This window comes from Chryseobacterium sp. DT-167 (assembly GCF_058310155.1).
The window spans coordinates 112,604-128,094 of the sequence record NZ_JBZEEQ010000011.1 but is presented as its reverse complement, the minus strand read 5'-3'; the positions used below and the strand labels follow the sequence as shown (position 1 = coordinate 128,094).

The 15,491-nt window shown below is 37.4% G+C and carries 10 protein-coding genes; 7 read left to right on the top strand and 3 right to left on the bottom strand.

Annotation, left to right across the window (positions count from 1 at the left end):
* Positions 1-2: 2 nt before the first annotated feature.
* Genes uxaC through kduI form a run of 3 tightly spaced genes read right to left on the bottom strand, consistent with a single transcriptional unit; the run spans position 3 to position 3,048 of the window.
* Positions 3-1,400, bottom strand: coding sequence for a glucuronate isomerase (uxaC, locus tag AC4FQ5_RS14945; protein WP_344829767.1), 1,398 nt, complete (start codon positions 1,398-1,400; stop codon positions 3-5).
* A gap of 18 nt (positions 1,401-1,418) precedes the next feature.
* On the bottom strand, positions 1,419-2,201 hold the full coding sequence (locus AC4FQ5_RS14940) for a gluconate 5-dehydrogenase (RefSeq protein WP_116094809.1): 783 nt from the start codon (positions 2,199-2,201) through the stop codon (positions 1,419-1,421).
* 10 nt (positions 2,202-2,211) lie between these two features.
* A complete protein-coding gene (kduI, locus tag AC4FQ5_RS14935) occupies positions 2,212-3,048 on the bottom strand; it encodes a 5-dehydro-4-deoxy-D-glucuronate isomerase (protein ID WP_491144569.1) in 837 nt (278 codons plus the stop codon).
* A gap of 872 nt (positions 3,049-3,920) precedes the next feature.
* Between kduI and AC4FQ5_RS14930 the strand changes: the two genes are divergently transcribed.
* From AC4FQ5_RS14930 to AC4FQ5_RS14900, 7 genes are all read left to right on the top strand, one after another.
* Positions 3,921-6,932, top strand: coding sequence for a SusC/RagA family TonB-linked outer membrane protein (locus AC4FQ5_RS14930; protein WP_491144567.1), 3,012 nt, complete (start codon positions 3,921-3,923; stop codon positions 6,930-6,932).
* Positions 6,933-6,942: 10 nt separating this feature from the next.
* A complete protein-coding gene (locus tag AC4FQ5_RS14925; protein WP_491144566.1) occupies positions 6,943-8,766 on the top strand; it encodes a RagB/SusD family nutrient uptake outer membrane protein in 1,824 nt (607 codons plus the stop codon).
* A gap of 71 nt (positions 8,767-8,837) precedes the next feature.
* A complete protein-coding gene (locus tag AC4FQ5_RS14920) occupies positions 8,838-9,878 on the top strand; it encodes a pectinesterase family protein (protein WP_491144564.1) in 1,041 nt (346 codons plus the stop codon).
* Positions 9,879-9,898: 20 nt separating this feature from the next.
* Positions 9,899-11,347 carry a pectate lyase family protein gene (locus AC4FQ5_RS14915; protein WP_491144562.1) on the top strand — a complete coding sequence of 483 codons (1,449 nt, stop codon included), beginning with the start codon at positions 9,899-9,901 and terminating at the stop codon, positions 11,345-11,347.
* A gap of 42 nt (positions 11,348-11,389) precedes the next feature.
* A complete protein-coding gene (locus tag AC4FQ5_RS14910; RefSeq protein ID WP_491144560.1) occupies positions 11,390-12,400 on the top strand; it encodes a DUF4861 family protein in 1,011 nt (336 codons plus the stop codon).
* 12 nt (positions 12,401-12,412) lie between these two features.
* Positions 12,413-13,672 (top strand): glycoside hydrolase family 88/105 protein, encoded by a 1,260-nt coding sequence (locus AC4FQ5_RS14905; RefSeq protein ID WP_491144558.1) that lies wholly within the window; start codon positions 12,413-12,415, stop codon positions 13,670-13,672.
* A gap of 50 nt (positions 13,673-13,722) precedes the next feature.
* Positions 13,723-15,363, top strand: a complete 1,641-nt coding sequence (locus AC4FQ5_RS14900) for a glycoside hydrolase family 43 protein (RefSeq protein ID WP_491144556.1) — start codon at positions 13,723-13,725, stop codon at positions 15,361-15,363.
* Positions 15,364-15,491 lie beyond the last annotated feature (128 nt).

Below are 15,491 nucleotides of genomic sequence, written 5' to 3'. Positions count from 1 at the left end.
ATTTAAAAATCGAAATAATTTTTAGCATTATGATAACAAATATCGGAAATTGTTTTTCCAATTAACTCCATATCATCCGGTAATTCACCGTTTTTCATTTCTTCACCGAAAAGATTACACAATACTCTTCTGAAATATTCGTGTCTCGGGTAAGATAAGAAACTTCTCGAATCTGTCAACATTCCTACGAAACAGCTGATCAATCCCATGTTTGAAAGGGCATTCATCTGCTTGATCATTCCGTCTTTCTGATCCAAAAACCACCAACCCGAACCAAACTGTACTTTTCCTTTGATACTGCCGTCATTAAAATTCCCGATCATTGTAGCGAAAATTTCGTTGTCGGCTGGATTTAAGTTATATAAAATTGTTTTGGTCAGTTTGTCTTTTCCGTCTAAGGCGTTTAATAATTTAGACAAAGTTTCAGCCTGTACGAAGTCACCGATAGAATCCCATCCTGTATCCGGACCCAGAATTCTGTGCATTCTTTCGTTGTTGTTTCTTAATGCCCCCAAGTGGAACTGTTGAACCCATCCGAATTTATGATATGTTTCGCCTAAGAATAATAAAATGGCAGTTTTGAACTGATTTACCTGTTTTTCAGCAATTACTTTTCCTGAAATTTTATCATTGAAAATTGCACTCACTTCTGCTTCTGACGCTTCTTCGAAAGAAATATTGTTCAATCCGTGGTCGCACAATCTGCATCCGTTTTCGTGGAAATATTCTACTCTTTTTAATAAAGCATCGCACAAAGTCTGGTAAGAATTGATCTCAATTCCTGCTGACTCGCCCAATTTAGAAATATAATCTGCGAAGTTGTGGTTTTCAATCAAAATCGCTTTATCCGGACGGAAAGCGGTACTTACTTTGATGCTGAAATCACTTTTAGCCAAATCCTGATGATAATTTAAAACATCGATCGGATCTTCTGTTGTACATAAAGATTCTACGTTCATCATTTTCAACAAACCTCTTGTCGACTTTTCCGGAGCCTGAAGCTGTGCCGTGATGTTGTCGTAAATATCTGATGCGTTTTTTTCGTTCAATAATTCATCGATTCCGAAATAACGCTTCAATTCTAAATGCGTCCAGTGGTACAGAGGATTTCTCAACGTATACGGAACCGTTTTTGCCCAAGCTTCAAATTTTTCTTTGTCTGATGCATCGCCTGTGATGAATTTTTCGTTCACTCCCATGGTACGCATTGCACGCCATTTGTAATGGTCGCCCGCAATCCAGACTTTAGAAATATTTTCGAAAACCGTATCTTCAGCGATATCTTTTGGAATCAAGTGATTATGATAATCGATGATCGGCTGTTTTTCTGCGAAATTGAAGTATAATTCTTCCGCGTATTTATTTTGTAATAAAAATTGATCTGTAATAAAAGATTTCATTCCTGTAAAATTCTTGTGTTATTCATTAGCAGGTTTCCCGATGGTCGCCAAAATACCTCCGTCCACATAAATAATGTGTCCGTTGATAAATTTACTTGCATCTGAAGCTAAGAAAATAGCCGTCCCTGCAAGATCTTCCGGGTTCCCCCATCTTCCTTCCGGAGTTCTGCTGATGATAAAATCGTTAAATGGATGCCCGTCTACTCTGATGGGTTCTGTTTGGGTCGTCGCAAAATATCCGGGACCGATACCGTTTACCTGAATATTGTGTTTTGCCCATTCTGTTGCTAAATTTTTAGTAAGCATTTTCAGTCCGCCTTTTGCAGAAGCATACGCTACTACATTGTCACGGCCCAGCTCACTCATCATAGAGCAAATATTGATGATTTTACCGGATTGTCTTTTGATCATGTGTTTCCCAACCAATTGAGACATGATGAAAGGACCGGTAAGATCTACATCGATTACTTTTCTAAAGTCTGCGACATCCATCTCTAAAGCCGGAACACGTTTGATGATTCCTGCATTATTGACCAAGATGTCAATTTTCCCATGTGTAGCAAGCATTAATGATACTTTCTGAGCGGCTTCACGTTCATCTGTGACATCAAAAAGATAACCTGTAGCGCTATATCCTTTGCTGTGATAATAGTCTAAGGCTTCATCTAATTTTGAGGGAGTTGTACTTGTGATTGCCAGTTCAGCACCTGCAGAGGCAAGACCTTCAGCCATTGCCATTCCTAATCCGTGAGTACCGCCGGTTACAACGGCTACTTTTCCGGATAAATCGAATAAATTCATGTAGAAAAAATTACTTTAGTTCGTTAGTTTTAACAGCGTCCATATCGCCATAATCCATATTCTCTCCTGCCATTCCCCAGATAAATGTGTAGTTGGAAGTACCAACTCCTGAGTGAATAGACCATTCCGGAGACAAAACCGCCTGATTATTTTGCATGAAAATATGACGGGTTTCCTGAGGCTGCCCCAAAAAGTGACTCACAGTCTGTCCTTCTTCCAAATCAAAATAAAAATAAGCTTCCATTCTTCGGGTATGTGTGTGAGAAGGCATCGTGTTCCAAACACTTCCTTCATGTAACTCAGTCATTCCCATTTGTAGCTGGCAGGTTTCCAATACGCTGTTGACGATCAGTTTATTGATCGTACGTCTGTTGGCGTATTTTGCTTCACCTAATTCTACAATTTCGGCTTCATTTTTAGTGATTTTCTTTGTAGGGAAATTGTGGTGCGCAGGTGCAGAATTGAAATAGAATAAAGTCTGACCTTCATTTCCGTTTTCAAAAACAACATCTTTTGCGCCTTTTCCTATATATAAAGCTTCCTTATTTCCAAGCTCGAAAACCTCTCCGTCAACAGTTACCTTTCCGGCAGCGCCCACGTTGATAATTCCCAATTCTCTTCTGTCTAGGAAGTTTTGTGCCTTCAGATCATCAGTAGGTTCAAGTTTCAATGTGTTTTTTACAGGCATTGCACCCCCTACGATCATTCTGTCGTACATAGAATACACTACATTGATTTGATCTTCATTAAATAAATCATTGATCAAAAACTCCCTTCTCAGGTCTTCAGTTGTATATTTTTTTACATCTTCAGGATGATGGGCGTATCGAAATTCTGATTTTGTCATACTCTAAATTTTAAACTTAAATTACGGTTTATTAAAAACCTGTTAAACATTGCGTAATCGATTGCATTGAATTACACCGAAATTGTACAGAAATACTTGCCGTTAAATATATATATAATAAGTATTCCGTTAACAAAAAATTCATTTAATTTTCAAAATACTGAAAATCAATTTAATAAAACCAACAAAAGAAAGATTTTTAAGAAAATTTAAGAAAATTTGCGATGTAAGCTTTAACGAAATTAAGATCAAACGCTTACAAAAATAAAAATCGTGCCATAAAAATGTAATTCACAGTAGCTAATGCTATATGTATAACAATACTTTGTTTTTTATAATCAGAAGATGTTAAATTTTTGTAATTCAATGTTATTTATAAAATATAGATTTATTCTGACAGGAAAAAGATGATAAAAATCACAAAAAAATTAAAATTAAGACTGTTGAGTATATATTTTGGGAGTTTCTAAGTAGGAAAATCGTCATGTTTTTGCAGTAATTTTAATTGTTTTTAATCTTAAACAGTTAAGATTTTAATTTTTTAGCAAATTGTCTACAGCATACAGAATATAAAATAACCTATTAAATATCAATAACTTATATTAAATCAAGTATCTTATATTTTGTATTCTTAAACAAATTACACAATCAAATTAATGAAAAAATAATATTTTTTTCTTTGTGTATTAAAAAATAATATTAGTTTAGAAGCCACGATAATTATGTTTTGTGAAAATTACGCAATCGATTGCACTATAAAATGCGTAATGACATTTGAAACAATACAGAGTACTTAAAATCCACAAAAAAACTAATCAGAAGGTATGCAAAATACCTTCTGACCATACTTTAAAAACTATAAGGATATAATAATGAATAAAAAAGTACAATCAATTAAGTGGTTATATCTGTCTGTCTTCCTGCTTCCCGTACTCGCTATGGCACAGGAAAAAGGCAAAGAAAAGGAAACCAATATTGACGAAGTGGTTTTGGTAGGCTATACCAAAGTCTCTAAAAAAGATGTTACCAACGCTGTATCATCTGTAAAGGCAGAAGCAATCAAAGATATGCCATCAACCAATGCCGCTGAAGCTATTCAGGGAAGAATGGCCGGTGTAAAGGTAGCGTTAAGCGAGGGTGCTCCGGGTGCTGATGTAGACATTGTTATCAGAGGAGGTAACTCTATTACGGGGAGCAATGCGCCTCTCTACATCGTAGACGGAGTTCAGATGGATAATGCGCTGTCTATTTTATCACCTAAAGAAATCGAATCTATTGAGGTGCTGAAAGATGCTTCTTCCACCAACATTTATGGAGCGAGAGGCGCCAACGGTGTGGTATTGATTACCACAAAAGGGGGACGTAAAAGAGCTAAAACATCCATTAATTACAACGGATTTTTGGGAGTAAGGAAAATTCAGAATACAATTGATGTATTAGATCCTTACCAGTTTGTACTCTATCAGTACGAAGTTTACAATAAGGGCGGTGTACAGACTGACATTGATGCATTTAAGGCCAGATACGGAACATATGATCAGATAGCAACCAAATATAAGGACATTAAAAGAAGAGACTGGCAGGATGAAGTTTTCGGAAGAGAAGCCTTCAACTTTACTCATAATCTTGCTGTTACAGGCGGATCAGACAATTCATCTTTTTCATTATCATTAAATAATGTACAGGAAGACGGAATTATGATTGGTTCAGGATTTAAAAGAAATATGGCCAACTTCAAGTATGATTATGATCTTTCCAAGAAAGTGAGCATGACCCTGAATGCCCGATACAGCAGACAGACAATTTTTGGAGCTGGTACCTCTTCCACCGGTTCACAAAGTAATAACAGATTAAGGAATGCCGTAAGATATCAGCCATTCGAGGGCGGATCTACAGTGAATGTTGATGATTTTGATCCTTTATTCGCCAATGAGACCAATCTTGTAAATCCTGTTCTTTTAGCAAACAACGAGATTAGAGAGAACGGTAGGAACGATTTACTTCTTAACGGAGTTTTGGAATACAAGATCAGTAAATATTTTACTTTCAGAAGTGTTATAGGATATGTACAGAGGGATGAGCAGATTAATCAGTTTTCAGGTACTATTACCAGCCTTGCAAGACAGAATAATGACCAGCCTGTAGTATTTTTAAGCAAAGCTCAAACGAGAAGAATTACCAATACCAATACATTAAATTTCAGAAAAACATTTGGAAATCATAAACTGGACATATTAGCAGGACAGGAAACAGTGAAAACAGACGGAGAATCGTTGGCAATGACAATAAAATGGTTCCCAAAATCCATAAATGCCGAAGAGGCATTTGCCAACATCCAGTTAGCTTCACCACCGTCCGGATTGGTACAGGATGCACCAAGAGCAGGAAGAGCACCTGATAGATTAGCATCGTTTTTTGGAAGAGCCAATTATATTTTCAGAAACAAATATATCTTTACAGCATCCATGAGAGCAGACGGATCCAGCGTATTCGGACCGGGAAACAGATGGGGGTATTTTCCTTCAGGATCTGTTGCGTGGAAAATTGCGGAAGAAAATTTCCTGAAAGACAGCAAAACCATCAGTGAATTAAAACTTCGTGCAGGATATGGGTTGTCAGGAAACAATAGAATCGGGGCATTTTTATATGATACCTTCTTTACAACATCATCCGACTATGGATATGCCTTTGGAACCAATGTTACACCTGGTGCTACAACAGGAAATATCATGGCAAACAAAAATGTAAAATGGGAGACAGCAACTTCTAAAAATATCGGTTTAGACTTTGGGTTATTCAAAGGAAGAGTATATGGTAGCTTAGATCTGTATCAGACAGATACTAAAGACTTATTGCTTTTGGCACAGATTCCTAAAGACAGGGGTTACGAATATCAATATCAGAATTCAGGAAGTACCACCAATAAAGGTATTGAATTCTCTGTAGGAAGTACCATTATCAATAAAGATAACTTTACCTGGAAGATGGATGCCAATATTTCATCAAATAAAAATACCATCAAAAGCTTAGGAAGCAGTGCCGCAGCAAGTGCTTATTCTTATACGTATCCTTCAGGTTGGCAGAATAATTTAAATGACTTCCTTGTACAGGTTGGTAAACCGGTAGGTACTTATTGGGGATATGTAACAGCCGGAAGATACGAAATCAGTGATTTTGATTATAATGCCGCTACACAAGTATACACTCTGAAAGCCGGTGTACCGAATGCTTCCGCAGCAGCTAACGGCTCAAAGGCTATACAACCCGGAGATCTTAAGCTTCAGGATCTGAATGGTGACGGTATCATTGATAATAAGGATATGACCGATCTGGGAAATGCACAACCTAAGTTCTACGGTGGCTTCAGCCAGACTTTCCGTTACAAAAACTGGGACATGAGCTTACTCTTCAATTTCTCTGTCGGGAATAAAGTGTATAATGCCAATAAAGTTGAATATTCAACACAGTATCAATACAGAGACAATAATATGCTGGCTGAAGTAGCCGACAGATGGAGATGGTTCAATGATGCCGGGGAAAAAGTAAATGACCCGACCGCATTGGCTGCATTAAATGCCAATACTACCATGTGGACTCCACCTGCAGGTGCCTATTTTCTCCATTCGTATGCGATTGAAGACGGATCTTTCTTAAGATTAAACAATGTTACATTAGGATATTCTTTGGGTAAAGATTTCATCAAGCAGTTGGGGCTTTCAAATTTCAGACTATATTTTACCATGAATAATGTATTTACTGTAACAGGATATTCCGGGTACGATCCGGAAGCCAATACAAGAAGAAATCCTTTGACACCCGGTGTAGATTATGCCGCTTATCCGCGCAGCAGATTTATCTTATCAGGAGTAGATATAACTTTTTAAACCTAATATTATGAAGAAAAATAAATTTTTAGCTATTATATTCTCAATTGTAGGACTCATATCTTTTAATTCATGTGAAGACTATCTGGATGTAGAAAGCTTATCAAATACTGCTGAAGAACAGCAATTCGATTCCGCCTCTGATACATTTTCAGCGTTGGTGGGAGTTTACAACGCTACTATGGGAGACAATACCTATGGTCAGAGAATGAATCTTATCCTTACACAATCAGGAGACGACTTTAGAACCTCAGGAGATTATAATGCCAACGACAGAAGAGGAATCAGCTGTTTTGGTGCAATACCAACCAATACAGAACTCTTGAGACCATTCCTGGACACCTATGCAGGGATTGAAAGAGCGAATCTTGTGATTAAAAACATCCCGCTTTCCAAAGTGTACCAGACAGGTTCTGCAGCAGACAAAAAACTAATGGACAGGTATCTTGGCGAAGCTTTGACGTTAAGAGCTCAATTTTATTATGACCTTATTAAAAACTGGGGTGACGTTCCTTTTCAGGACGTTCCTTCTGCTGACCTTCCTGACTTGTATCTTGCAAAAACAGACAGGGATGTTATTTATGATAAAATTCTTGATGATCTGTTAGAAGCAGAAAGCCTTGTTCCTTGGAAATCCGAAGGTGGTACAACAGCGCAGAGAATATCAAAAGGTGCCGTAAAAGGCTTGAGAGCAAGAATTGCTTTAGCAAGAGCAGGATATTCTTTAAGAAGAAATCCACAGCAGATGTTAAAGGGTTCAAATCCGCAGAAATATTATCAGATCGCATATGATGAGTGTAAGGATATCATGAATTCCGGTCAGCATCAGCTGAACCCAAGCTACGAAGGATTATTCAGATCATTACATACCAATACTCCGGATGCAACAAATGAAGTGATCTATGCTATAGGAGCCTTTGGAGGAAACTCAAGAACAGACAGTAAAATTGGTTACTACAACGGCTTGAGACATGATGATACAGACTGGAAATCATCAGGAGGAATCAATGCAATTCCTGTATATTTTTACGAGTTTACAAAATATGACCTAAGAAGAGATGTGAATGTTGCCATCTTCAGAGTAAGCACAACAAAACAGCAGGAACTTCAGACATCCATCAACTGGAATGACGGTAAATTCAGAAAATCATGGACGTCTATTACAGGAACCTCTCAAAACCTTGGAATTGACTGGCCATTATTAAGATATTCTGATATTCTGCTGATGTTTGCCGAAGCAGATAACGAACTGAATAACGGACCTTCTGCACAAGCTGTAAACGCAGTTTTAACTGTAAGACAAAGAGCTTATGCAGGAAATTTAGGACAGGTAGGAACGATTCCTACAGACAAAATAGGATTCTTTAATTACATTGTTAAAGAAAGACAATTAGAGTTTGGCGGAGAGGGACTTAGAAAATATGACCTGATCCGATGGAATTTATTAGAAACTAAAATTAATGAAACAAAAGCCAAACTTACCCAGTTCATGAACGGTACAGGAGCTTATGCCACCGTTCCGGAATATATTTTCTATAAAAAAGTAGCATATACTCCTACCAAAACTGCTCAGCAAAACGTTACAGATATAGATTTCTATACCACGACCGGAGTTGCAAAATCAGATATTTTCTACAATCCTAATCAAAGTGTGGCAACACCTTCCGGGTATACAAAGGTCAACTGGAGACTTGCAATGACACAGCCATACATCAGCGGAGATCCTGTGAAAAGCTATGCACATTACTTTCAGCCAAACAGAAAAGAACTGCTTCCGTTGGCTTTAGATGTTGTAAACTCTAACTATAATCTTACCCAAGATTACGGTTACTAGAATAAAGATACATTCATATTAATTTTAATACAGACTTTCTCCTTCACCGGAGTAAAGTCTGTATTTTCCTAATGAAATTAAAATCTATGAGGATTTCCGGTTTTTACAGAAAAATAAAATTCTTATCAATTTTTTCAGTAGTCATCATCAGTCTTCTTTCTTTCAGAATTAATGAGGTCAAAACCATCGTAGTTTCGAAAGACGGAAAAGGTAATTTTACTACCATTCAGGACGCCATCAATTCTGTTGAAGAAGGAAAAACGCTAAGAACAAAAATCATTGTAAAACCAGGAACTTACAGAGAAAAAATTACAGTTTCAGCTGCAAAAAGCCCGATCAGTTTAGTTGGAGAAAAAGCAGAAAATACCATTTTAGTGTATGACGATTATGCCTCAAAACATAACGCTGAAGGAAAAAACATAGGAACTACAGGTTCATCAACCATCTTTATTTTTTCTGATAATTTTTCGGCTAAAAATTTCACCTTTCAAAATGATGCAGGGCCAGTCGGACAAGCCGTTGCGGTTCTGACGACAGGAGACAAAATTGCATTTGAAAACTGCCGATTTCTAGGATTCCAGGATACGCTTTACACAAAAGGAACTCAGGACAATCCTGATAAAACTAAGATTTCAAGAAATTATTTTAAAAACTGCTATATCGAAGGTACTACCGATTACATTTTTGGCGCCGGAACTGCGGTTTTTGAAAACTGTACCATTTATTCCAAAAAAAATGCATCCTATATTACCGCTGCCTCCACTCCAGAAGGAAGTGAATTTGGATATGTGTTTATTAACTGTAATTTAACAGGAGATGCTTTGGCAAATTCTGTATATTTGGGAAGACCTTGGAGACCTTTTGCGAAGACTGTTTATATCAACTGTGCAATCGATTCCACAATCACATCTGAAGGTTGGCACAATTGGGGAAAAATCGATGCTGAAAAGACTACTTTTTACGCAGAATACAATTCTAAAGGCTTTGGAGCAAATGCTGAAAAAAGAGTTTCATGGTCTCATCAATTGACAAAAGAGCAAAGTAAAAAATATACAGCAAAAAATATTCTGTCAGGAAAAGACAACTGGAATTTCAAAAAAGCCAATCAGTAAATCATTCCAAATTTATTATCATGAAAATTTCTTTTTCTTCACTATTACTTTTGGGATTTTTACCTTCACAAAGCTGTACGAGTCAGGTAAAAACTTCAAACAATTTTGAAACTATGGTATCAGGAAAGCTGATCAGTTTTCCCGGCGCAGAAGGTTTTGGAAGATTTACCACAGGCGGACGTGGCGGAAAAGTTTTATTGGTAACTAAATTAACAGATGACGGTTCTGAAGGAACTTTAAGACACGCTTTAGAACAAAAAGGTTCAAGATATATTGTTTTTAAAACTGCCGGAACCATTTATCTGGAATCTCCGCTCAGAATTAAAGAAGGCGACGTCACCATTGCCGGACAAACCGCTCCCGGAGAAGGAATTACTGTTGCCAACTACGAAACTTTTGTCGCAGCAGACAACGTCATCATCCGTTACATGAGATTCAGAATGGGTGATAAGAAAAAGTATGAAGGTGATGCATTAGGAGCGAGATTTATTAAAAATTTAATTGTTGATCACTGTTCGATGAGCTGGTCAACAGACGAGACGGTTTCTATTTATGTAAATGAAAATACTACGCTTCAATGGTGTGTAATTGCAGAAAGCTTAAGAAATTCTGCCCACCAGAAAGGTGCTCATGGTTACGGTGGAATTGCAGGCGGAAAATTCGCATCCTTTCATCATAATATATATGCTAATCACGACAGCAGAAATCCAAGATTGGGAGAATATGCAGGAAGTAAATTCGCATTAACTGATCTGACCGATTTTAGAAATAATGTGATCTACAACTGGGGACACAACAATGTGTACGGCGGAGAAGGAATGAATGTAAATATGGTCAATAATTACTACAAACCAGGAGCTGCATCGATAAACAAAAAAAGGATAGTTGCCATCGACAAAAATGAAAAACCGGAAACTGAAATTTACAAGATCTGGGGAAAATATTACATCAACGGAAATGTAATGGAAGGAAGTCCCGAAGTTACCTCTGATAACTGGAACTTAGGCGTTTTCAATCAAATGAAATCTGCATATAATCTGACTGATGCTGATAAAAATTTAATTAAAATCAATCATCCACACGACATTCAGAATAATGTAATGACGCATTCTGCCAAAGAAGCTTACGAAAAAACAGTAAAAATCGGAGGGGCGAGTTTAGTAAGAGATGCCGTAGATTTACGGGTTTTGGAACATGTAAAAAACGGAACATTTTCGCATAAAGGTTCGCACGGAAGCGACAACGGAATCATCGATTCTCAGGAAGATGTAGGAGGGTTCCCTGATTTAAAACCGGGAAAAAGTCCTGCAGATTCAGACAATGACGGAATGCCCGATGAATGGGAAATCAAAAATAATCTTGATCCGAAAACGGCAAACGCTAACGGAAAAGATTTAGATAAAAATTATGATAATATTGAGGTGTATATGAATAGCCTCGTTAAAAAAATAACCGAAAATCAACGATAGTCGCTGAACTTTAAGACTTAAAGGTTATCTAAAATAAAAATAATGTCAGTACAGATAAAATTAAACATATTTAAAATATTTCTAGCGGGAGCAATTTTCGCTGGCGGTTCATCTTTCGCCCAAAAAAATGTGATCGAGAAAATCCGTAAAAACCCGAAAGCTCCGTTTTCTTACGCTGAATTATCAATAAAAGAAGGCGGAAAATGGCAAGGCAACGAATACATAGGCGGAACTTTTAAAAACGTCAATGAATTAACACTTCCTGCAGAACATACCGACCATTCTTATTACATCAGATACGAAGGAATCGGTTTGGAGAACAATCAGATTGGCTACAGATTATATCTTGACTGGAGAAACGCCACAGATATTTTCGGTAAAAAAGTCAATACTTTGGTGTTGCCGGAAGCTGGACAAGACGGTTTTGAATCTTATCATCACGATTCACCTTGGGGACAGGATATTTTGAAATCAGGCCGTACCATCGGGATTGGTTCTTACGGAAGATATGATGATCAGAATGATTTTGTGGAAACGTTTAAAACTGTAAAAAGCACCACCGCAAAAGTCGTGAACGAAAGCGATAAATCTTTTGCAACCATCGATTACAAAGGCTGGAAAACCTGGGGGAAAGCAGTTGATCTTCAATCGAAGCTGACGATCTTTAACAAAGACCGTTTTGTAAAGGTTGATTTAAATTTAAATGAAACCATTTCAGGCTTATGTACCGGAATTGTGGCATTTAAAGATATTCCCATGAAAGAGGCGGTCAGTAAAAACAAAAAATGGGGTTACATTGCGACTTACGGAATGCAGACTTTAGCCAAAAAAGAAGATAATTTGGGAATGGTGGTTTTCTACCCTATTGAAAATTTAGATAAAATTGTAAAAACCAAATCGACTCACGTGGTAGTTTTCAAAAAGACCAAAAATGTTTCGTATTACTTTATGGGAGCCTGGTCTCAGGAACCCAACGGAATCAAAACCGAAGCAGAATTTTACAAAGATTTAGATAAAAAATTAGAGATTTTAGATAATAACAATCAACTTTAAAATTGACTTACAATGAGTTTTATTCATCAAAAATTAAAAATATACGCTGTTGCCGTTTTAGGCTCGGGAATGTTTCTGGCTTGTGCGCAGACAAAAACTGCAACGGCTGCAAAAGCTACAACACAAACTGCAAAATCCGAAAAAGTAGTTCCTACCAACCTGAAATGGTCTGAAAGAATGATGCTTTCTGAAATGCAGAGATTCCCTGAAGCGTGGATGCTTGATTTCAGCAAAAGCCCGAAATGGACCTATCCTTCAGCAATTGTTTTAGATGGTGCTGAGCAACTTTACATCAAAACAGGAAAAAAAGAATATTACGATTACATCAGTGGCTTCGGAGAAAAACTGATCAAAGAAGACGGAACTATTCTTACCTACGACATCGACAAGTACAACATCGATATGCTGAATAGCGGAAACGTATTGCTTTATCTTTACGAAAAAGAGAAAAAAGAAAAATATCTGAAAGCGCTACAAACGCTTCGCTTACAAATTGACGAACAGCCAAGAACCAACGAAGGTTCTTTCTGGCATAAAAAAATCTATCCTTATCAGGTTTGGCTGGATGGTCTTTACATGGGAATGCCTTTCTACACACATTATACGAAAGATTTTATAAAAGGTGCAGAGGCAACAAAAGCGTATGATGATATTGTTTTCCAGTTTGATTCGGTTCAGAAAAATCTCTTGGACAAAAAAACAGGATTGCTGTATCACGCTTGGGATGAGAGTAAAAAAGAAGCCTGGGCAAATAAAGAAACCGGACTTTCACCCAATTTCTGGGGAAGAGCAATGGGCTGGTACGGAATGGCAATGGTAGATGTTCTTGATTATTTACCTAAAGATCATCCGGGAAGAGCCAGAATTATTTCTTACCTAAAATCTTATTCTGATGCGATAATCAAGGTTCAGGATAAAAAGTCAGGCCTTTGGTATCAGGTTTTGGATAAGCCATTGGCAAACGGTAATTATGAAGAAGCAACTGCATCCGCAATGTTTGTTTATACAATGATCAAATCAGTAAATAAAGGATATCTTCCAAATTCATATAAAGCTGCTGCAAAAAAAGGCTACGAAGGAATCATCAAAAATTTAATTACAGTTGACGAAAACGGAGTGGTAAACTTAAATAAATGTTGCGCTGTTGCCGGACTAGGAGGAAAACCTTACAGAGATGGTTCTTACGAATATTATGTAAATGAAGAAATCCGTTCTAATGATGGAAAAGGAACAGGACCATTTATTCTGGCAAGTTTAGAATTTGAAAAATAAAACCTCAAGTCTGCAGCCAATCTCCTAAAACCTCCAATGAATCTGATTTTATGACGAAAAACATTTTAAATATACTTTCTATCACCGCATTTTCAATTGCGTCAACTTATTTGAACGCGCAGGAAAAGCCTTATGTTTCAGAAGTCTGGACTGCCGATCAGGGAAAAAATTACAGAAATCCGATCTTATACGCAGACTATTCAGACCCTGACGTTACGCGCGTTGGTGATGATTATTATATGACCGCTTCAAGTTTCAACGAAGCTCCGGGATTGCCAATCTTACATTCAAAAGATATGGTCAACTGGAAATTGGTCAACTATGCAATCCAGGATGTTTTGCCGAAAGAACATTTCGCAGTTCCGAGAAGAGGTGACGCAGTTTGGGCACCAAGTATTCGTTTTCATAAAGGTGAATTTTATATTTATTGGGGCGACCCAGATTTTGGAATTTACATGGTGAAAACTAAAGATCCCCTCGGAAAATGGGACGAACCCATTTTAGTAATGGAAGGAAAAGGTTTGATTGATTCTTGCCCTTTCTGGGACGAAGACGGACAAGCCTATTTAGTTCACGGTTGGGCAGGAAGTCGTGCCGGAGTGAAAAGTATTTTATCTTTAAATAAAATGAACCCCGAAGGAACGAAAGTTTTAGATAAAGGTGTTCACATTTTCGATGGTCACGATGCACATCCGACAGTTGAAGGTCCAAAAATGTATAAAAGAAATGGCTATTATTACGTTTTCGCTCCGGCAGGTGGCGTTGCTACAGGTTGGCAATTGGTTTTAAGATCAAAAAATATTTACGGTCCATACGAAGAAAAAGTAGTTCTTGAACAGGGAAAAACAAAAATCAACGGTCCACATCAGGGAGCTTGGGTTGACACGCAATCAGGTGAAGATTGGTTCTACCATTTTCAGGATGTGGATGCAGGAGGAAGAATCGTGCATTTGCAACCAATGAAATGGGAAAAAGGCTGGCCTGTAATAGGAATCGACAATGATAAAAACGGAATTGGCGAACCGGTTCTTACTTATAAAAAACCAAACGTTGGTAAAGCTTACCCTCTTGTAACTCCAGCAGAAACGGATGAGTTTGATGGTGAAAAATTAGGTTTACAGTGGCAATGGAGCGCCAACGAAAACATTGTTTGGTCTTCTAAACTTCCCGGACAGAAATTCCTGAGATTATTCTCCATGAAAATGGCTGAAAATGACAAAAACCTCTGGAATGTTCCGAATCTTCTGACTCAGAAATTCCCGGCTCCGAATTTTGTGGCTTCTACTAAAGTTAAACTGACTCCCGAAGATGCTAAAGAAGGAAAAACTGCCGGACTTTTAATAATGGGAATGGATCATGCATCGATTGTCATCACCAATAAAACTGACGGATATTATGTCCAATTGAGAAAAGCTGAAAAGGCTGAAAAAGGAGGCGAAGAAAAAGTTTTGTTTGAAACCAAATTAAAAGGAAACGAAGCTTATTTTAAAGTAAACGTTAATGAACCGAACGGAATTTGCACATTCAGTTACAGCGAAAACGGAAAAAATTTTATCAAAGTTGGCGATCCATTTCAGGCAAAACCCGGAAAATGGATTGGAGCTAAAGTGGGATTATATTCTGTAAGTACACAAAAAGCAAACCGCGGTGGCTATGCAGATTTTGAATATTTCAGAATAACAAAAAACTAATTTTTCCACTCGCAGATTTTGCTGATTTCGCAAATTAATTTTACCTTAATTAAATCTGCCCGATCTTTTTAATCAGCGAGAGTAAAAAATCAAAAAATCTCAGATTTCAAAACTTTGGTGGTTGATAA